The organism is Microterricola gilva, from assembly GCF_004217495.1.
Taxonomy (GTDB): domain Bacteria; phylum Actinomycetota; class Actinomycetes; order Actinomycetales; family Microbacteriaceae; genus Microterricola; species Microterricola gilva.
Genome location: NZ_SHLC01000001.1, coordinates 2894118 through 2912612 on the forward strand (window position 1 = coordinate 2894118; position 18495 = coordinate 2912612).

Sequence of the window (18495 nt, forward strand, 5' to 3'; positions counted from 1 at the left end):
GCGTTCAGGCCGGCGGTGCGGTGCTGTCGCGCACGACCAGGCTCGTGGCGAGGTCCATCCGCGGAGTCGACTCCATGGTCTCCTCGCTCAGTCGGATCACCAGGCGCGCGGCCTCCTCGCCCATCCGCCTGAGCGGCTGGTGCACCGTCGTCAACGGCGGGGTCACCCACCTGGCGAGCGGGATGTCGTCGTAGCCGACGATGGAGAGGTCCTCCGGCACGCGCAGCCCGCTGGCGCGCGCCGCGTCGAGCACACCGAGTGCCTGCAGATCACTCCCGGCGAAGATCGCCGTCGGCCGCTCGGGGCCGGCGAGGATCGTGTTCGCACGGTCGCGACCGCCTGCCGCGTGGAAGTCGCCGAACTGGATCCAGTCCGGATCGATGTGCAGCCCGGCCGAGTTCATCGCCGAGCGAAAGCCGTCGAGCCGCGCCAGGGAGCACATCATGTCTTCCGGACCCGTGATCGCGGCGATGCGGGTGTGCCCGAGCTCGATGAGGTGGCGGGTGGCGATGAGCCCGCCCGACCAGTTCGCCGAGCCGACGGATGGGGCGTCCGGAGAGGGATCTCCGGCCGGATCGACGATGACGAAGGGGATGGCGCGGGCACGCAGGCGTTCCCGGTACTCGGGGGCGAGGTCGGAGAACACGAGAACGACTCCGACCGGACGCCTTCGCATGACGCCCTCGATCCAGTCCGGATCGGGCGAATGGCGGCTGCCGCTCACGGTGAGCACGACGCTCAGCCCGTGCTCCTTCGCGACAGACTCCACCCCGTTGATGAGCTCCATCGACCAGATGCTGTCGAGTTCGTGGAACACGAGCTCGATCAGCTCGGCCTTGGGCTGCGCGCGGCCACCGCGGCGCATGTACCCGCGCTCGCGCAGCAGTTCCTCGACGCGTTCGCGCGTTGCCCCGGCGACATCCGAACGCCCGTTCAACACCTTCGAGATCGTTGACAGGGAGACACCGGCCTCCTCGGCGACGTCAGCGAGCGTCACCCTCTCGCTGTTGTCTTCGGCGACATCACTCTGCATCTTTCGATCCTAGTTCCGAGAGTTGCGAAAGCGGCTCGTGGCACGCGACAACCGCCGATCGCGCCCGTGCTCAGCGCGCGGCTCGTCCGGGCCAGCTGAAGCCGGCCGGGTCACCGAGCAGAGGGGCGAATGCCAACTCCGCGGCACCGACCATCAACAGGTTCGGCCCGAGTTCGGCGCGAACAACCGTCACGTCCTCACGTGGCGCCGCGAGAGCCGAGCGGGCGAGCGCCGCGTCGAGCGCCTCGGGGTCGGCGACGAGCAGCGATGCGAGAAAGCCACCGAGTACGACGAGTTCCGGGTTCAGCACGTTGACCGCAGCCCCGAGCGCCGTGCCCAGATGGCCGAGTTGGCGGGCGACCTCCGCGCGCGCGGCGTCGCCAGTGGCACCGTCGTCGGCGAGCGCGGCCAGCAGCGCAGCGTCCAGGTCCTCGACGTTCTCGGCGCCGAGTCCGAGCACCGAGAGCAGGGCACTCAGCCGCACCTCGGACTCCAGCGTGCCCGCAATGCCGGCCGAGTCGAGGTGAGCCCCGGCATCGTTCGCTGCGCTCACGCGGATGTGGCCGAACTCCCCCGCGAACCCGCCGACACCGCCGAATGGGGCGCCGGCGGCGATGACACCACCGCCGATGCCGCTTGCACCGCCGTTGAGATACACCAGGTCGCGGCATCCGCGCCCCGCTCCGAAGTGCCACTCGGCGATCGCGCCGAGCCCTGCATCGTTCGCCGCGAACGCCGGATAGCCGCTCGCCTCGGCGAGCAGGCTCGCGATCGGCGCATCGACCCAGTCGAGGTGCGGGGCCAAGCGCACCATGCCGTCACTCGAGCGCACCTGGCCGGGAACGGCGAGGCCGATGCCGGCGACACGGAACCCGGCATCGAGCTCTCCGCGCAATGCTGCGATCACCGATTCGGCGATGCCCACCGCCTCGGTGACGCTGGGTGAGTGCTCGAGGACGTGGCGGATGCGACGGTGCACGTGACCGCCGAGGCCGACGACGGCGATGGTCACGGCGTCGATCTCCGGGTTCACGGCCAGCGCGACCACGCGAGGGTCCACCGCGACGACCGGGCTCGGGCGGCCAACCTGCTTGGTTGCGTCCGGCTCCCGCTCGAGCGCCAGGCCCAGCTCGACGAGCTCTGCGACCAGCGCCGCGACCGTCGAGCGGTTCAGGCCGGTCATGCGCGTGAGCTGCGAGCGGGGTGTCGCCCCGTTGCGGTGCACAATGCCGAGGATGGTCGAGAGGTTGTGCCGTCGCACATCGTCGTTGTTACTGCCGTGCACTGCCATCTCCCTCGTCGCAGTCAAGGCTAGCGGCGCGCATCCGTTTTCACGGATTCCACCATCCCGGAGAACCCGGGAGAACGCAAGCGATTTGTCGTCAAAAACGACAAATTATCGAGGCCGCATCACTGCCCCAGTGGCAGAACCGCGGGATCCGTGTTCTAATATGTTTTGTCAGTCAACAAATCATCAACGATGCTGAATCCGGAGTTCGACCAATGTCTCTCACACCCACCCGCGCCGACAAGTTCTCCTTCGGTCTCTGGACCGTCGGCTACAACGGGACCGACCCGTTCGGTGGCCCGACCCGCCCGAACCTCGACGTCGTCGAGGCCGTCACGCGCCTGGCCGATCTCGGCGCATACGGCCTCACCTTCCACGACGACGACCTGTTCGCCTTCGGCTCTTCGGATGCCGCCCGCCAGACGCAGATCGACCGGCTCAAGCAGGCCTTGGCCGACACCGGCATCATCGTGCCGATGGTCACGACGAACCTCTTCAGCGCCCCCGTCTTCAAGGACGGCGGTTTCACCTCGAACGACCGCGCCGTGCGCCGCTTCGCCCTCCGCAAGGTGCTGCGCAACATCGACCTCGCAGCCGAACTCGGCGCGAAGACCTTCGTGATGTGGGGCGGCCGCGAGGGCGCGGAGTACGACGCCGCCAAGGACATCCGCTCGGCGCTCGGCCGTTACCGCGAGGCCGTGAACCTGCTCGGCGACTACGTCACCGACAAGGGCTACGACATCCGCTTCGCCATCGAGCCCAAGCCGAACGAGCCCCGCGGCGACATCCTGCTGCCGACCGTCGGCCACGCCATCGCGTTCATCAACACCCTGGAACGCCCGGAGCTCGTCGGCGTGAATCCAGAGGTCGGCCACGAGCAGATGGCCGGGCTCAACTTCACCGCCGGCATCGCCCAGGCGCTGGATGCCGGCAAGCTGTTCCACATCGACCTCAACGGTCAGCGCGGCATCAAGTACGACCAGGACCTGGTGTTCGGGCACGGCGATCTGCAGAACGCCTTCTCGCTCGTCGACCTCCTCGAGAACGGCGGCCCGGACGGTGGCGCAGCCTACGACGGCCCCCGCCACTTCGACTACAAGCCATCGCGCACCGAGGACATCACCGGCGTCTGGACCTCGGCCGCGGCGAACATGCGCACGTACCTGCTGCTCAAGGAGCGCGCGGCAGCATTCCGCGCCGACCCAGAGGTGCAGGAGGCCCTCGCGGCCTCGCGCGTGCCCGAGCTGGCCGTGCCGACGCTGGCCGCAGGCGAGAGCTACGACGACCTGATCGCCGATCGGAGCGCCTTCGAGGACTTCGACGCAGCGGAATACCTCGGCGGCAAGGGCTTCGGCTTCGTGCACCTGCAGCAGCTCGCGCTCGAGCACCTCCTTGGAGCTCGAGGCTAATCCATGACGCTCGTCGCGGGAATCGACTCATCCACCCAAAGCTGCAAGGTCGTGATCAGGGACGCCGCGAGCGGAGCGCTCGTGCGCTCCGGCCGCGCCGCCCACCCGGACGGCACCGAGGTCGACCCCGGGGCATGGTGGGTGGCGCTCGGCGAGGCGATCGCGGATGCCGGCGGCCTCGCCGACGTGAGCGCGCTGAGCGTGGCGGGGCAGCAGCACGGCATGGTCGCCCTCGATGCGGCAGGCCGCGTCATCCGCCCCGCCCTGCTCTGGAACGACACGCGCTCGGCCGCGGCGGCCGACGACCTCGTCGCCGAGGTGGGCGCTGAGGAGTACGCGCGGCGCAGCGGCGTGGTGCCCGTCGCGTCATTCACGGCGAGCAAGCTGCGCTGGTTGCGTGATGCCGAACCCGCGAATGCGGCCACAGTCGCCGCAGTCGCGCTCCCACATGATTGGCTCGTGTGGCGATTGCGCGGCTGCGGTCCAGCCGAGTCCTCACCGCGCGGCCCCGCGCTCGAGCTGCTCTGCACCGACCGCTCGGACGCCAGCGGAACCGCCTACTGGTCACCGACCACCGGCGAGTACGACCGCGAGCTGCTGCGGCTCGCGCTCGGGCACGATGCGGTGCTGCCACGCGTGCTCGGCCCGGCCGAGCACGCGGGTACCGTGCACCCGGTCATCGCCGAGCGATTCGGCGCGGCCGACCCCGCAGCCGATATCGTCCTCGGCGCGGGGGCAGGCGACAACGCCGGCGCGGCGCTCGGCCTCGACGCCGTGGCCGGCGACGTCGTCGTCTCGATCGGCACGAGCGGCACCGTCTTCGCCGTCACGGATGCCGCGGCATCCGATGCAAGCGGCACGGTCGCCGGCTTCGCCGACGCCAGCGGGCGCTTCCTCCCCCTCATCGCCACCCTGAATGCCGCACGCGTGCTCGACGCGGTCGCCGGCCTGCTCGGCGTCGACCACGCCGAACTGGGCGAGCTCGCCCTGCAGGCGGAGGCCGGATCCGGCGGCGCGGTGCTCGTGCCCTGGTTCGAGGGCGAACGCACGCCCAATCTGCCGCGCGCCACCGCAGGCTTCGACGGACTCACCCTCGCCAACAGTACGCGGCCGAATCTGGCGCGCGCGGCCATCGAGGGAATGCTCTGCGGCCTCGCCGACGGCCTCGACGCCGTGCGCGCGCAGGGTGTGAGCGCCGAGCGCATCATCCTGATCGGCGGCGCGGCGCAGAATCCGGCCGTGCAGCGGATCGCGGCGCAGATCTTCGACGCGCCGGTCGTCGTGCCGACACCGGGCGAGTACGTCGCAGACGGGGCGGCACGCCAGGCGCGCTGGGCGCTCGACGGCGAGCGCCCGAACTGGGCGGTCACGGTCGCCGCACGACCGACGCCGGAGCACCACCCCGTGATCCGCGAGCAGTATGCCGCAGCACGCGCGGCCCGCGCCGCCCGATTCGCCTAGCGGCCCGCGCGCAGTCGCGGCCCGCGAAGAGTGCAGGGGCCCGGGATATCTCCCGGGCCCCTGCACTTTTAGCGGGCCATGACGCGACGGGTGCGCCGTGGAATCGCAAGCCACTGCCGGACGCCCGTCCCACACACCCGCGACCGTTACAGAATTGCAACCTGAGAATATCTCGAATGCCTGTTGGCGGGCGAGTTTTCGGAGAAATATATCCCTTTGCCACCGTTCGACGTGGAAGGTGACCCCGCGAGGGAATCGACACAACACCACACAGAAGGGCAGAGAGATGAAGCATTCTTCATTGATCTCACTAGCCGCGGTCGCGGGCGTCTCCGCTTTGATGCTCGCCGGATGTTCCAGCTCCGGAGGTGGTGGCGGCAGCAGCGAGAGCGCGCAACCGGCCGCCGATCGCGCATGCGTGATCCTTCCGGATGCGGCATCCTCTCCGCGTTGGGAGAACCTCGACCGTCCGGCCCTCGACACGGCCCTGACCGATGCCGGCTTCGAGGCGGACATCCAGAACGCCCAGGGTGACACCAGCCAGTACGCGACGATCGCCGACCAGCAGCTGAGCAAGGGCTGCGGCGTCATGCTGCTCGTCGATCTGGAGGGTGCGGCCGGCGCCGTCACAGAGAAGGCACAGGCAGAGGGCATCCCCGTCATCGCCTACGACCGCCCCATCGAGGGCGCCGACTACTACGTGTCGTTCGACAACTTCAAGGTCGGCGAGCTGCAGGGGCAGTCGATCGTTGACGGCCTCAAGGCCGAAGGCAAGGACCCGGCGACCGCGATCGTCGTCTACATGGGCGGCGACGCCACCGACGGCAACGCGAAGATGTTCCATGACGGCGCAGACTCCGTGATGGCTGCAGCGGGCATCGTTCCGGCGGCTGAGCCCCCGGGAATCTGGGACGGCGACAAGTCGGCGACGAACTTCGAACAGGCCCTCACCGGCCTCGGCGGAAAGGTCGACGCGGTCTGGGCCGCCAACGACACCAACGCCGCCGGCGTCATCACGATCCTCGACAAGAACGGCCTGAAGGTTCCCGTCTCGGGTCAGGACGCCAGCACCGCCGGCCTGCAGAACGTGCTGCTCGGCAAGCAGATCGCCACGGTCTACAAGCAGGTCTCCCTGGAAGCGGATGCCGCGACCAAGCTCGCCATCCAGCTGCTGAAGGGCGAGACTCCCAAGGTCGAGAAGACTCTCGACGATGGAACGCCCTACATCGCCGTGACGCCTGTACTCGTCGGCCCAGCCGAGGTGCAGACGGTGATCGACAACGGCGAAGCAAGCGCAGCTGACATCTGCACCGGAGAGGTGCTGGCCGCCTGCGAGGCGAACGGCATCAAGTAACCGACACATCTGGACGGAGGCGGCGCGCTCGTCGCGCCGCCTCCTGTGTATCGCAGCGGGCGAAGGGATGCAGCATGGACGAGCCACTCATCGAACTGACCGGGATCGTCAAGAGCTTTGGGCCTGTCAGCGTTCTCAAGGGAGTCAACCTCACCGCATACGCCGGCAAGGTGACGGCCCTCGTTGGCGACAACGGCGCGGGCAAGTCCACCCTCATCAAGGGGCTCGCCGGTGTGCAGCCCTACGACGAGGGCGAGGTGCGATTCGCGGGCGACCTCGTGAATCTGCACAGCCCCCGTGACGCAGCCCACCTCGGTATCGAGGTCGTCTACCAAGACCTCGCACTGTGCGACAACCTCGACATCGTGCAGAACATGTTCCTCGGCCGCGAGAAGACCTCGGTCGGCACCTTCGACGAGGCCCACATGGAGCGCGAGGCAGCCGAGACGCTGCGCCAGTTGTCGGTGCGGACGGTCAAATCGGTGCGACAGAAGGTCTCATCGCTCTCTGGTGGCCAGCGGCAGACGGTCGCGATCGCCCGTTCCGTGCTCAAGAAGGCGAAACTGGTCATCCTCGACGAGCCGACTGCTGCCCTCGGCGTCGCCCAGACGGAGCAGGTGCTGAACCTGGTCGAGCGGCTTGCAGAACAGGGCGTCGGCGTCATCATCATCAGCCACAACCTCGCCGATGTATTCGCCGTCGCCGACTACATCAGCGTGCTCTACCTCGGCCAGATGGTGGCGTCGGTCAAGACCGAGGACACCAACCGTGACGACGTCGTCGGCTACATCACCGGCAGCAAGACCTACACAGGAGCCCCCGAATGAGCCGGACACCTCCAGACACGACACCCACCTCGGTACTCGCCGCGCAGAGCACAGCAGAGCTGATCGGCAGCGGCCAGGAGGGAACGTTGGTCGACCAGGCGAAGGCCTGGGTGCAGCGCCTGCGCAGCGGCGACATGGGCGCCCTGCCCGCCATCGGCGGTTTCATCGTGCTGAGCATCCTCTTCTCGTTCCTCAGTCCGTTCTTCGCCACCGAGCGTAACTTCGCCAACCTCATGACCCAGGCGGCGACGCTCGTCATGCTCGGCATGGCGCTCGTCTTCGTGATCCTGCTCGGTGAGATCGACCTCTCAGCCGGTGTCACAGCCGGCCTCTCGATGTGTGTCTGGATCGTGCTCGTGAACGTCACGGGACTCAACTGGATGCTGGCCCTCGCGATCGCCTTCCTCGTCGGCTTGACGGTTGGCTCGTTGATCGGCTTCTTCGTCGCCAAGGTCGGCATCCCGTCATTCGTCGTGACACTGGGCCTGTTCCTCGGCATCCAGGGTCTCAACCTCATCATCATCGGCAGCGGAGGGCTCTACCGGGTGCAGGTGCCGGAAGTGCTCGCGATCATGAACAGCAACATGCCCGTGTGGGCAGGCTGGGTCATGCTCGGCATCATGCTGGCCGTGTCGTTCGGGATGGCGATGTGGGATCGTGCCCGCCGTGCGCGGGTCGACCTGCCGAACCGCACGATCACGCTGCTCTGGATCAAGCTCGCCGCGATCGCCCTCATCGGCGGCACCGCGGTCTGGCTGCTGAGCCAGAACCGAGGCACCGGGTTCAGGGCGGTCGAGGGGGTGCCCATCGTCGTGCCCATCACGCTCGTCATCCTGTGGATCGGCACCTTCGTGCTCGACCGCACGAAGTACGGCCGCTACATCTACGCGGTGGGCGGCAACGCCGAGGCCGCGCGCCGCGCTGGCATCAAGGTCGTCATGATCCGGTGGACCGCGTTCATCGTCTGCTCCGGCCTCGCGGTCGTCTCCGGCCTGTTCAGCATCAGCAAGGTCGGCTCCGTGGATGCCGCGGCGGGCCGAGACATCGTGCTGAGCGGTGTCGCAGCGGCCGTCGTCGGTGGCGTGAGCCTCTTCGGTGGGCGCGGTCGGCTGATGCACGCGGCGATCGGTGCGCTCGTCATCGCGGTCATCACGAACGGCCTCGGCCTGCTCAATCTGCCGGCCGGTGCCAACCTCGTCATCACCGGTGGCGTGCTGATCCTCGCGGCGACCGTCGACGCCCTCTCCCGGCTGCGCGCGGGCGGGTCGCTCGTGCGAAGTTGACTCCCGGCGCACCGTTCAGGCGTCGAGCTCCTGAAACAGCGTGAGCTGCAGCCCGCCCGGCCCCTCGAGCCGGGAGTTGAGCGAGCGCCACGGTGTTTCCCGCGGTGCGGCAATGAGCGCGGCACCCTGCGCGACGGCATCCGTCGTTGCCGTCTCCGAGTCGTCGACCTCAAGCGCGACCCGCAGCTGCCTGCTGTGACCTCCTTCCGTCTCGATCGCGTCGATCATGCGCACCTGGGCAGCGTTCGAGAGCTCGAGCGTCGCCCGCCCCGCGTCGAGGATCACGACCCTGGTCCCGCCATCACCGTCGTAGGCCTCGGCCACCGGCATGCCGATCACATCGCGGTAGAACGCGAGCACGCCGTCGAAATCCTCGTCATCCGGCACCGCAACGACGAGCCTCAGCTGCCGCACCCGCCCGGCGCCCTGCTCCGCTGTACTCATCGTTCCTCCTGGCGATCGAGCGGTCATTCGCTGTCACTCTGCATGAACGCGAGCACCGCGGCAACCCGTCGGTGCACGCCGGATTCCGGCAGGCGCAGCTTGGTGAAGATCGCGTTGACGTGCTTCTCGACCGTCGATGATGACAGGAACAGAGCCTGCTCGATGCCGGCGTTGGTCTTGCCCTCCGCCATCGCGCGCAGAACATCGAGCTCGCGCGGGGTCAGTGCCGCGAGCGGGCTCGCCGCGCCGGCCCGGCTGCGGCGGCGCACGAGCGTGTCGACGATCTGCGGGTCGATCACCGATCCGCCCGCGCTCACCTCGCGCAGCGCGTGCACCAGGTCTTCCAGGTCGCCGATGCGGTCCTTCAGCAGGTAGCCGAGCCCTGCAGCCCCCTCGGCGAAGAGGGCAAGGGCGTAGCTCTCGTCCGCATGCTGCGAGAGCACGACCACGCCGATGTCTGGATGGGCGGCGCGGATGGCGCGCGCGGCCTCGATGCCCTCCATCTGGTGGCTCGGCGGCATCCGGATGTCGGTGAGCACGGCATCCGGCGCGAACCTCCGCACCGCGTCGAGCAGCTCGGCCGCGTTGCCGGTCGACGCGACGACGTCGATCTCTCCGGAGTCTTCGAGCAGGCGGCGCAGCCCTTCCCGCACGAGGTAGTTGTCCTCGGCGATCACAACCCGCACAACCCCCTGCTCATCCACCGCGGCCGCCGTCCACGGCGGGCGGGTGGCCGACCGGCAGCTCGGCGAGCACGGTCGTGCCAGACGGCACGGCGGCCGTCACCTGCACGGTGCCGCGGAGCGCCGCCACCCTGTCGCGGATGTTCGCGAGGCCGCCGCTCGTCGCCGCGGCCGGCCTGATCGCGCCGATACCGCGGCCGTCGTCGGTGATCGCGATGCGCAGCTGCCCGTTGCTCCGCTCCAGCCTGACCGTTGCCCTCGTCGCCTGGGCGTGCTTGGCCGTGTTCGCGAGCGCCTCGCGCACCACGTAGTACGCCGTCGTCTCGACGTCCTCCGGGTAGCGTTCCCGGCGCACCGCGGCGTCGGCCTCGACGGTGAGCGTGATCGGGAACCGTGCCATCCCCGACTCGACCGCGGCCACCAGCCCGTTGTCGCTCAACACGGAGGGGTGGATGCCGCGGGTGATCTCCCGCAGCTCGGTGAGGGTCTCGCGTGCCTGGTCCTGAAGTTCGATGAGTTCAGTTGCGGCGAGCTCCCCGCGCTGCAGGCGGTTGCGAGCCAGCCGCAGTCCCGCAATCTGCGCCACCAGATTCTGCTGGATGCCGTCGTGCAGATCGCGCTCGAGCCGGCGGCGCTCGTCATCCTGCACCGCGACGAGCCGCTCGCGAGAGGCGCGCAGTTCATCGAGCTGTTCGGCCAGCTGCGCGCTGAGGAGCACATTGGCAACGGATGCCGCCGCCTGAGCCGCGACCGTTCGGAGCAGCGCGCGTTCGGCGTCACCGTACTCGCCGCGGCGCCTCGGCCCCAGCTCGATGCGGCCGAGGGTCTCCTCGCCGCGCACGAGCTCGCTGGACTCGGCCGGGTCGCCGACCGGCTCCCCCGCGCCTCCGATCGAGGTCCCGGCGAGCGCCGCATCCGCCCCGACGAGCCGGATCTGCACCCACGTCGCGTCGAGGCCGCCGCGAACCGCCTCGGCCAAGGTGGTCAGCAGTTCGCGCGGCTCGCCTGCCCGCTCCAGTTGCGCGCCGAGCTCACTCAGCATCGCGAAGTGTTGCTCGCGGTCGCCGAACAGAGCGCGGTGCAGGCGCAGCTGCATCCAGCTGCGGGCCGGCAGCAGCACGACCGCGAGCAGCGTTGTGATCAGGATCGCCGAGAGCGTGCTGAGCGGGGGCGTGAGCAGGAGCGCCGGCGTCGCGACCGCGGCCGCGTAGACGACCGTGATGAGCAGGGTCGACGCGCGCTCGACGCGTGCTCCGCGCTCGCCCGGCCCGATGTCGAAGGCGCCGTAGCGGAGGATGCCGTGGATCGCCGCGACCGGGATCGCGATCATTGACGCGTAGACCAGGAACTCGACGCCCCAGAGGCCTGGCACGAATGTCCACAGCAGGAACGCCGCCATCGCAGAGCCGACCGCGAGGCCCATGACGCGGGTGCGGGCACGCACCCCCGGCTGTCCGAAGAACACTCGGGAGGCGAGCACGGTGACGCCGAGCGCGACAGCGGCCCAGCCCTGGAAGACGAGATAGTGGACGGCGGGGGCGGCCCACTCGAGCCACGGCACGAAGTACGGGTTGGGGATCGACTCGCCGCTGATGCCGATGAACTGCGACATGACGATGTGCGGTGTGGTGAGCAGCGTGAGCGGACCGACCAGAACCGGGGTCCAGAGGAAGAGGACCGCGATCCGCTGCCACCGACGCTCCGGAACGCCGTCCGGGAACGTCGCGAACACCACCAACAGCGCCGAGGTCGCCACCGCGTCGGCGCTCAGGCCGAGCAGGTTGACGAACGGGAACCACGGCTCGGTGAGGATCTCGAGGTTGAGGTGCACGAAGGTCTCAAACGCAGAGCCGACGAGCATCGCGGTCGCCCCGAGCGCGATGAGCAGCGCGATCCGAGACGCCGACACCGTGAGCAGCCACATTCCGAAGACGAACAGGGGCAGCGCGCCGAGCAGCGGCCACGCGAGGCCGTGATCCGAATTGAGGTCTGGGTCGATGAAGCCGCGCATGACGACGATGTAGAGCAGAGACGCGACCCCGATCGGGCCGAACGTCGCAAGGCACAACCACCTGCGATCCACACTCCCATCGTCCTCCTCCCGGCGCCGTTACGGGAGGGGGCCTGCCCCGTGCCTCGCTGGCGGCTGGCCGCCATGAGCGCTGCGCCGATCCGCGCCGCGAGGCGCGGTCTGCCGCGTTCCGGCGAGGGGTGCCGCGGGGCGAGAGTGAGCCAAACGGATGCCGCAACGCGCGTCCGCACGAACAGGGAGGTTCATCATGCACAGGGTCTATGCGGTCATCGCCTGGGTCATCGCCGGCGGCGTCGCCGTGCAGGCCGCCGCGATCGCGTTCGGAGTCGGCGGAATGGTGCACTTCGTGCAGGACGGCGGCGTCGTCGACAAAGCGCTGATCGAGAGCGGTCAGCTCACCTACCTCGGCGAGATCGGCTTCTGGATCCACGCAATCGTCGGTGCCGTGGTGATCCCGCTCGCCGCCGTCGCCTTGTTCCTCGTGGCATTCGGGGTGCGCGTGCGCGGCGCCCGGCTGCTGGCCGGGATCGTGCTCGGGCTGATCGCCCTCCAGGTGATGGCCGGCTTCGGGCTGCGCGATCTGCCGTATCTGGGTCTGCTGCACGGGGTGAACGCCCTCGCCGTGCTGCTCGCCTCCGTGTTCGCCGCGCTGCGGGTGAGCCGCTCCGCGCGGAAGACCGTGGCGGAGGCGACATCCGATGCCGTCCCGGCGTGAGGTCTTCCGCCGCGTGCTTCTCGGCGCCGCGCTCACGACCGCGCTGCTCGCCGCGTTCGTCGCCTGGCAGGGAACGCTCCTGGGCGAGTACTCGGTCATGGAGATGGGCGGGTCTGCCGGCCATTCCGACCACGCGGGCCACGCCGTCCCCGCCAGTGCCGCGCTCGACGGCCCCGCCGCCGGCGGCACGAGCGTCACGGCGTTGACCGCCGATGCAGACCGCCCGGCCGATGTGCGGGTCGAACTCGTCGCCAGGCAGGAACGCATCGACGTGCCTGGTGGCCGCCCGGTCGATGGGTACACCGTGAACGGCCAGTCCCCCGGCCCCGTCATCCGAGCCAGGCAGGGCGAGCTCGTCGAGGTCGTGTTCATCAACGAGTCCGTCGCAGCCGGCGCGACGCTGCACTGGCACGGTATCGACGTGCCGAATGCGGCCGACGGGGTGGCCGGCATCACGCAGGACGCGGTTCCCGTCGGCGGCCGTTACGTCTACCGCTTCGTCGCCGCGGACGCCGGGACGTACTGGTACCACTCGCACCAGCTCTCGCACGAGCAGGTGCAGCGCGGCCTGCTCGGTGCTGTCGTGATCGAGCCGGGCGACGCCGCACCGGATGCCGCCACCGAGCTGATCGCCCTGCTGCACCTCTACGGCAGCCAGCACACGCTGAACGGCCGGGTGGCCGACGAGCGGGTTCCGGCCTCTCCCGGCCAGGAGGTGCGGGTGCGCGTGATCAACACCGACCAGGGCACCGCCGCGGTCTGGTCGGCCGACCCGTTCCGCGTCGTCGCGGTCGACGGCCATGAGGTGAGCGAACCGGGCGAGGTCACCGACCGCACGCTCCTCATCCCGGCAGGCGGGCGCGCCGACGTCTCGATGCTGGCGCCAGAGCAGGGCGCGGCGCAGCTCAGGGTGGGCGGCGCCCGCAGCGTGCTGATCGGGGACGTGGCGGACGGCGCCGCGGTGACGGAGCCGGTGCGGCAGCCCGCCGAGCGCCTCGATCTTCTCAGCTACGGCGCGCCGGTGCCGCTTGGCATCGATCCGTCCCGCCCCGACCGCGTGTACGACTACGTGATCGCCCGCCGCTACGGCATCATCGACGGCCGACCGGGCAACTTCTGGACCATCAACGGCCGCATGTTCCCCGACGTGCCGATGTTCGCGGTGAGCGAGGGCGATGTCGTCGTGATGAGGATCCGCAACGACTCCGGCGACGTGCATCCGATGCACCTGCACGGGCACCACGCCCTGGTGCTCTCTCGTGACGGTGTCGCGGCATGCGGCAGCCCCTGGTGGGTGGACACGCTCGATGTTCGGCCGCACGAGTCCTACGAGATCGCGTTCGTCGCCGACAACCCCGGCATCTGGAGCGACCACTGCCACACACTCCAGCACGCGGTCGACGGGCTGATCACCCATGTCATGTACGACGGGGTCACGACGCCATTCACGATCAATGGCGACGCGGGCAACCACCCGGAGTGAATCGTAATCGCCTAGAAGAAATGCGCGACGGATTCCTGAGATTTCATCGATTTCTTCGTACTTTTTTGCTAGACTGGGTGCATCAGAGATCGCTCGTGCCGAACGATGAGTCTGGAGAAGTGGATGCACCCGTCATCCCCGCCCGAAGCACCTCCCACCACCAATCTGCCCGGCCCGCTGCTCATGCACGCCCCGCCGCCTCACCCGCCAGGGTCCGCACCACCGACACCGCCGCCTCATGGCGCTGAGCTGATCGTCGACCGCATCGAGCAGGCCGTCGACGCTCACACGGCCGGCAATCGAGCACAGGCTCGGCTCTGGACGGCGCTGGCCGAGCTGATCCGACTCGCCAGAGCGAAGCCGGAGATCTACCTGCGCCCTGTCGGACTGGCGCACGCCGACGCACCCGAGCTCGCCGCGGATGCCGCGGCCTTCGACGCCGGCCTCCGGCTGCAGCTCTCCTCGACGCAGGTGCGCACCATTGCGTTCCGGGCACAGACCCTCGAAGACCGGATGCCGCGCCTGCACGCCGCGTTCCAACGTGGCGCGACCAGTGCCGCACATGTCGGCGCGGCGCTCGAACTCATCACCGGCTGGTCAGAAGACAACGCCGTGCGCGCGTTCGACGAACAGCTGGCTGAGCCGGCCGGAAGCCTCACGCTGTCGGCGTTCCGCGCCAGAGCCCGCCGCCTCAAGGAACGACTCTCAGCCGAGCCGGCCGAGAGTCGCCACACCCGCGCGTTCGCCGAGCGCCGCGTGTGGTTCGAACCCGAGGAAGACGGCATGGCGTGGATTCACGCACTCGTCGCGGCACCCGATGCCGTGCGTATCGTGTCCCGACTGAATGCGACCGCCCGCGCCGAGCAGAAGAAGACCCCGATCGGCGAGCCGGAGTGGCGCTCGCGTGACCAGATCCGTGCCGACCTGGCCGTGGCCTGGCTCGCCGGCGATGGCACGGCGACGGCCGCGAAGGTCCGCCCGATCCTGCTGGTGCCCCTGCTCTCGCTCATCGCCGACGGGGACGAGCCCATCGAGCTGCGCGGCTACGGAACGGTCGACAAGGCCACGGCGGCGCGGCTCATCGCGTCGGCCCCGTCGTTCCGCCGCGTGGCAACCGATCCGTTCACGGGCGAGCGGCTCCGCTACGACCGCACCCGCTACCGCCCGAGCACAGCGCAACGCGACTGGATCGCGTTCCGCTACGAGAGCTGTATCGACCCCACCTGCTCTCGGCCGGTCGACGATACAGATGTCGACCACCTCGAAGAGTGGGTGCGTGACCGCGGTCGCACCAACGACGACAACCTTCTCCCCCTCTGCGAGCGCGGAAACCGCCGCAAGAATCTCAGCCGCATCGAATACAGCCGCCTGCCGGACGGCCGCGTCACCATCACGACACCGACCGGGCACATCGCTGAGGTCGAGCCGGCACCCTTCTGATCGCCCTACGGGGCATTCGCGATTCGCCATCGGGGCTGGACAGCGGGCGTTCGGCGCGCGAAGAATGAACGTCGATGGCCGTGGCCCTCGCCGCGGCGGAAGGAGCAATCCGATCATGGGCATCATCAGCGCAAGCCTGTTCATCTCACTGGACGGCGTCTATCAGGCCCCGGGTGGCCGCGAGGAAGACCGCGAGGATGGGTTCGAGTTCGGCGGCTGGCAGGCGCCGTTCTTCGACGACGAGTCCGGGGAGGCGATCGGCGCCGACCTCGACAACCTCGACGCGCTCCTGCTCGGGCGCAAGACGTACGACATTTTTGCGTCGTACTGGCCGACCGCGGGTGACGGCCCCATCGCGGTGAAGTTCAACACGGTGCCGAAGTTCGTCGTCTCTCGCACGCTCAGCGATCCGAGCTGGGCGGGAACGACCGTGCTGCCGGATGCCGCATCCGCAGGACGGCTCCGCGAGGAGTTCAATCGGGTATCCGTGATCGGCAGCGGCGAACTCGTGCGGTCGCTGCTGGCCGAGGAGCTCCTCGATCGACTGCAGCTGTGGCTCTACCCGGTCGCGTTCGGGCAGGGCAAACGGCTGTTCGACGTCGGCACGGTTCCCTCATCGTTCCGGTTGGTGGAGCCGGCCCGCAGCTTCGAGAAGGGAGCGGTGTCGCTCATCTACGAGCGCGCGGGCGAGGTGCAGACGATGGACATGCCTGACGAACCCGAGGCCTAGCGAGCCCGAGCCAGCCGAGCCGCGGCATCCGCCCGGTGAGGAGCGGATGCCGCGGCGTTGGCCGAGTCCGGCGGCTAGATGCCCTGAGCGAGGCGGTAGTACGCCTGGTTCCAGCGCACCTCGCGCCCGAACTCGCGCAGTTCGGTGTTCTCGTCGATCACGAGCAGCTCGGTGCGGGCGATCTCGGCGAAGTCCTGGAACACCTCGATGCCGACCGCCGTCGACATCACCGTGTGGTGTGCGGCTCCGGCGGTGAGCCAAGCCGCGGCGCTCGTGGCGAAGTCCGGCGCCGGCTTCCACACGGCACGGCCGACGGGCAGCTTCGGCAGCGGAGCCGTCGGCTGCACGACCTCGACGACGTTGGCCACGAGGCGGAAGCGGTCGCGCATGTCGCTCAGGGCGACAACGACGGCGGGGCCGGAGTCGGCGGTGAAGACGAGGCGCACCGGGTCTTCCTTGCCGCCGATGCCGAGCGGGTGCACCTCGAGCGTCGGCTTGGCGGTCGTCAGCGAGGGCGACACCTCCAGCATGTGGGCACCGAGGATCAACTCGTTGCCCGGGGTCATGTCGTAGGTGTAGTCCTCCATCAGCGAGGCGCCACCGGGCAGGCCGGCACCCATGACGTTGGCGACGCGCACGAGGATGGCCGTCTTCCAGTCACCCTCGGCACCGAAGCCGTAGCCGTCGGCCATGAGGCGCTGCACGGCGAGGCCGGGCAGCTGGCGCAGGGTGCCGAGGTCCTCGAAGCTCGTCGTGAACGCGCCGAAGCCGCCCTCCTCGAGGAAGGAGCGCAGGCCGATCTCGATCGCGGCGCCGTAGCGAAGCGATTCGTGGCGCTCTCCCCCGCGGCGCAGCTCGGGCGCCACGGCGTAGAGCTCCTCGTACTCGGCGACGAGAGCGTCGATGTCGGCATCGGATGCCGCGTGCACGGCGTCGGCGAGCTCGTTCACGCCCCACGTGTTCACCTGCACGCCGAAGCGCAGCTCCGCCTCGGTCTTGTCCCCCTCGGTCACGGCGACGTAGCGCATGTTGTCTCCGAAGCGGGCGAGCTTGAGCGTGCGGGACGCGGCCCAACCGGCCGCCGCCCGCTGCCAGCTGCCGACCTCGGCGGTGACGCGCGGGTCGGTGACGTGGCCGACGACCGTCTTGCGCACGACGCCGAGACGGGTCTGGATGTAGCCGAACTCCCGGTCGCCGTGGGCGGCCTGGTTGAGGTTCATGAAGTCGAAGTCGATCTCGCCCCACGGCAGTTCGACGTTGGCCTGCGTGTGCAGGTGCAGCAACGGCTTCTGCAGCGCGTCGAGGCCGTGGATCCACATCTTGGCCGGCGAGAAGGTGTGCATCCAGGCGATGACGCCGATCACGTTGTCGGCGGCGTTCACCTCGAGGGCGAGGCGGCGGATGGAGTCGGAGTCCTTGAGCACCGGCTTCCAAACCACCTTCACGGGCACGCCGTCCGCGGCATCGAGCGTGCGCGCGATCGCCTGGGACTGCTCGGCGACCTGACGCAGCGTCTCCTCGCCGTAGAGGTTCTGGCTGCCGGTGAGGAACCAGACTTCGTAGTGGTCGAGTGTCGTGGTGAGTTTCGGCATTACGCAATTGCTCCTTGGGGTGCTTGTCCGTAGACGTTCTGGTAGCGGTTGAAGAGTGAATCGATGGCGGCCTGAGGGATCGGGATCAGCTCGCCGCCCTGGCGGGCGATGTGCACGGTGCGGGCAACGTCCTCGACCATGACGGCGGCCTTGACCGCGTCGCGGGCGTCCTTTCCGATCGTGAACGGACCGTGGTTCTGCATCAGCACGGCCCGCGAGCGGTGGCCGCTGAGGGTCTGCACGATGCCGCGGCCGATCGAGTCGTCACCGATGATCGCGAACGGGCCGATTGGGATCGGGCCGCCGAACTCGTCGGCCATGGCGGTGATCACGCAGGGGATCTCCTCGCCGCGGGCCGCCCACGCGGTCGCGTAGTCGGAGTGCGTGTGCACGACGCCGCCGACCTCAGGCATGTTGCGGTAGACGTAGGCGTGGGCGGCGGTGTCGCTGGACGGCGAGCGATCGCTGCCGGCCGAACCGGGCACGACGACACCGTCGAGGTCGCAGAGGATCATGTTCTCCGGCGCCAGATCGTCGTAGGAGACGCCGGACGGCTTGATCACGAAGAGCTCGGCGCCTGGCACCCGGCCGGAGACGTTGCCGCCGGTCCAGACCACCAGGCCGTAGCGCACGAGCTCGCCGTGCAGCGCGGCGACCTCCTCGCGCACAGCCTGAATGGCCCGTTCCGTTTCGGCAGAGAATGTGGTGACGTCAGTCATCG

16 protein-coding genes are annotated in these 18495 nt (G+C 69.2%); 9 read left to right on the forward strand and 7 right to left on the reverse strand.

Features of this window, described 5'->3' with window-relative positions; translation table 11 throughout:
* Positions 1-4 precede the first annotated feature (4 nt).
* Positions 5-1033 (reverse strand): LacI family DNA-binding transcriptional regulator, encoded by a 1029-nt coding sequence (locus EV379_RS13410; RefSeq protein ID WP_130506573.1) that lies wholly within the window; start codon positions 1031-1033, stop codon positions 5-7.
* A 70-nt stretch (positions 1034-1103) separates the two neighbouring features.
* The gene (locus tag EV379_RS13415) at positions 1104-2324 is read right to left on the reverse strand and encodes an ROK family transcriptional regulator (RefSeq protein WP_130506574.1); all 1221 of its coding nucleotides are present in this window, start codon (positions 2322-2324) and stop codon (positions 1104-1106) included.
* A 212-nt stretch (positions 2325-2536) separates the two neighbouring features.
* Here EV379_RS13415 and xylA point away from each other — a divergent pair, with 212 nt between their 5' ends.
* The 5 genes from xylA to EV379_RS13440 all read left to right on the forward strand — a co-directional run bounded on the left by xylA (position 2537) and on the right by EV379_RS13440 (position 8655).
* The gene (xylA, locus tag EV379_RS13420) at positions 2537-3730 is read left to right on the forward strand and encodes a xylose isomerase (protein WP_130506575.1); all 1194 of its coding nucleotides are present in this window, start codon (positions 2537-2539) and stop codon (positions 3728-3730) included.
* 3 nt (positions 3731-3733) lie between these two features.
* The gene (gene xylB, locus EV379_RS13425) at positions 3734-5191 is read left to right on the forward strand and encodes a xylulokinase (protein ID WP_130506576.1); all 1458 of its coding nucleotides are present in this window, start codon (positions 3734-3736) and stop codon (positions 5189-5191) included.
* 301 nt (positions 5192-5492) lie between these two features.
* Positions 5493-6545, forward strand: a complete 1053-nt coding sequence (locus EV379_RS13430) for a sugar ABC transporter substrate-binding protein (protein ID WP_242616382.1) — start codon at positions 5493-5495, stop codon at positions 6543-6545.
* A gap of 74 nt (positions 6546-6619) precedes the next feature.
* The gene (locus EV379_RS13435) at positions 6620-7372 is read left to right on the forward strand and encodes an ATP-binding cassette domain-containing protein (protein ID WP_130506578.1); all 753 of its coding nucleotides are present in this window, start codon (positions 6620-6622) and stop codon (positions 7370-7372) included.
* Complete coding sequence (locus tag EV379_RS13440; RefSeq protein WP_130506579.1) at positions 7369-8655, forward strand: sugar ABC transporter permease; 1287 nt, start codon at positions 7369-7371, stop codon at positions 8653-8655. The genes EV379_RS13435 and EV379_RS13440 overlap by 4 nt, the downstream gene beginning before the upstream one ends.
* A gap of 15 nt (positions 8656-8670) precedes the next feature.
* Here the strand turns inward: EV379_RS13440 and EV379_RS13445 are convergent, their stop codons facing one another.
* The 3 genes from EV379_RS13445 to EV379_RS13455 are packed head-to-tail and all read right to left on the reverse strand — an operon-like array spanning position 8671 to position 11865.
* Positions 8671-9099 (reverse strand): VOC family protein, encoded by a 429-nt coding sequence (locus EV379_RS13445; RefSeq protein ID WP_130506580.1) that lies wholly within the window; start codon positions 9097-9099, stop codon positions 8671-8673.
* 23 nt (positions 9100-9122) lie between these two features.
* A complete protein-coding gene (locus EV379_RS13450) occupies positions 9123-9803 on the reverse strand; it encodes a response regulator transcription factor (protein ID WP_242616383.1) in 681 nt (226 codons plus the stop codon).
* A complete protein-coding gene (locus EV379_RS13455) occupies positions 9796-11865 on the reverse strand; it encodes a sensor histidine kinase (RefSeq protein ID WP_130506581.1) in 2070 nt (689 codons plus the stop codon). The genes EV379_RS13450 and EV379_RS13455 overlap by 8 nt, the downstream gene beginning before the upstream one ends.
* 196 nt (positions 11866-12061) lie before the next feature.
* On the opposite strand from EV379_RS13455, the gene EV379_RS13460 reads away from it, so the two are divergent.
* The 4 genes from EV379_RS13460 (at position 12062) to EV379_RS13475 (ending at position 16182) form a co-directional block, all read left to right on the forward strand.
* Positions 12062-12529, forward strand: a complete 468-nt coding sequence (locus tag EV379_RS13460) for a hypothetical protein (protein WP_130506582.1) — start codon at positions 12062-12064, stop codon at positions 12527-12529.
* The gene (locus tag EV379_RS13465) at positions 12513-14012 is read left to right on the forward strand and encodes a multicopper oxidase family protein (RefSeq protein WP_130506583.1); all 1500 of its coding nucleotides are present in this window, start codon (positions 12513-12515) and stop codon (positions 14010-14012) included. Before EV379_RS13460 ends, EV379_RS13465 begins: the two co-directional genes overlap by 17 nt.
* 123 nt (positions 14013-14135) lie before the next feature.
* Positions 14136-15452 carry an HNH endonuclease signature motif containing protein gene (locus tag EV379_RS13470; RefSeq protein WP_165397367.1) on the forward strand — a complete coding sequence of 439 codons (1317 nt, stop codon included), beginning with the start codon at positions 14136-14138 and terminating at the stop codon, positions 15450-15452.
* Positions 15453-15567: 115 nt separating this feature from the next.
* Positions 15568-16182 (forward strand): dihydrofolate reductase family protein, encoded by a 615-nt coding sequence (locus tag EV379_RS13475; protein ID WP_130506585.1) that lies wholly within the window; start codon positions 15568-15570, stop codon positions 16180-16182.
* 74 nt (positions 16183-16256) lie between these two features.
* Here EV379_RS13475 and araA read toward each other — a convergent pair whose 3' ends face one another.
* On the reverse strand, positions 16257-17774 hold the full coding sequence (gene araA / locus EV379_RS13480) for an L-arabinose isomerase (protein ID WP_130506586.1): 1518 nt from the start codon (positions 17772-17774) through the stop codon (positions 16257-16259).
* Entirely contained in the window at positions 17774-18493 is a 720-nt protein-coding gene (locus EV379_RS13485) for an L-ribulose-5-phosphate 4-epimerase (RefSeq protein ID WP_130506587.1), read from the reverse strand. Before EV379_RS13485 ends, araA begins: the two co-directional genes overlap by 1 nt.
* Positions 18494-18495: the final 2 nt, after the last annotated feature.

Excerpts from the sequence above, each read along its gene's own strand:
- EV379_RS13410 (WP_130506573.1), bottom strand. The coding sequence starts at position 1,033 with ATGCAGAGTGATGTCGCCGAAGACAACAGCGAGAGGGTGACGCTCGCT.
- EV379_RS13415 (WP_130506574.1), bottom strand. The coding sequence starts at position 2,324 with ATGGCAGTGCACGGCAGTAACAACGACGATGTGCGACGGCACAACCTC.
- xylA (WP_130506575.1), top strand. The coding sequence starts at position 2,537 with ATGTCTCTCACACCCACCCGCGCCGACAAGTTCTCCTTCGGTCTCTGG.
- xylB (WP_130506576.1), top strand. The coding sequence starts at position 3,734 with ATGACGCTCGTCGCGGGAATCGACTCATCCACCCAAAGCTGCAAGGTC.
- EV379_RS13435 (WP_130506578.1), top strand. The coding sequence starts at position 6,620 with ATGGACGAGCCACTCATCGAACTGACCGGGATCGTCAAGAGCTTTGGG.
- EV379_RS13440 (WP_130506579.1), top strand. The coding sequence starts at position 7,369 with ATGAGCCGGACACCTCCAGACACGACACCCACCTCGGTACTCGCCGCG.
- EV379_RS13445 (WP_130506580.1), bottom strand. The coding sequence starts at position 9,099 with ATGAGTACAGCGGAGCAGGGCGCCGGGCGGGTGCGGCAGCTGAGGCTC.
- EV379_RS13460 (WP_130506582.1), top strand. The coding sequence starts at position 12,062 with ATGCACAGGGTCTATGCGGTCATCGCCTGGGTCATCGCCGGCGGCGTC.
- EV379_RS13465 (WP_130506583.1), top strand. The coding sequence starts at position 12,513 with ATGCCGTCCCGGCGTGAGGTCTTCCGCCGCGTGCTTCTCGGCGCCGCG.
- EV379_RS13470 (WP_165397367.1), top strand. The coding sequence starts at position 14,136 with ATGCACCCGTCATCCCCGCCCGAAGCACCTCCCACCACCAATCTGCCC.
- EV379_RS13475 (WP_130506585.1), top strand. The coding sequence starts at position 15,568 with ATGGGCATCATCAGCGCAAGCCTGTTCATCTCACTGGACGGCGTCTAT.
- araA (WP_130506586.1), bottom strand. The coding sequence starts at position 17,774 with ATGCCGAAACTCACCACGACACTCGACCACTACGAAGTCTGGTTCCTC.
- EV379_RS13485 (WP_130506587.1), bottom strand. The coding sequence starts at position 18,493 with ATGACTGACGTCACCACATTCTCTGCCGAAACGGAACGGGCCATTCAG.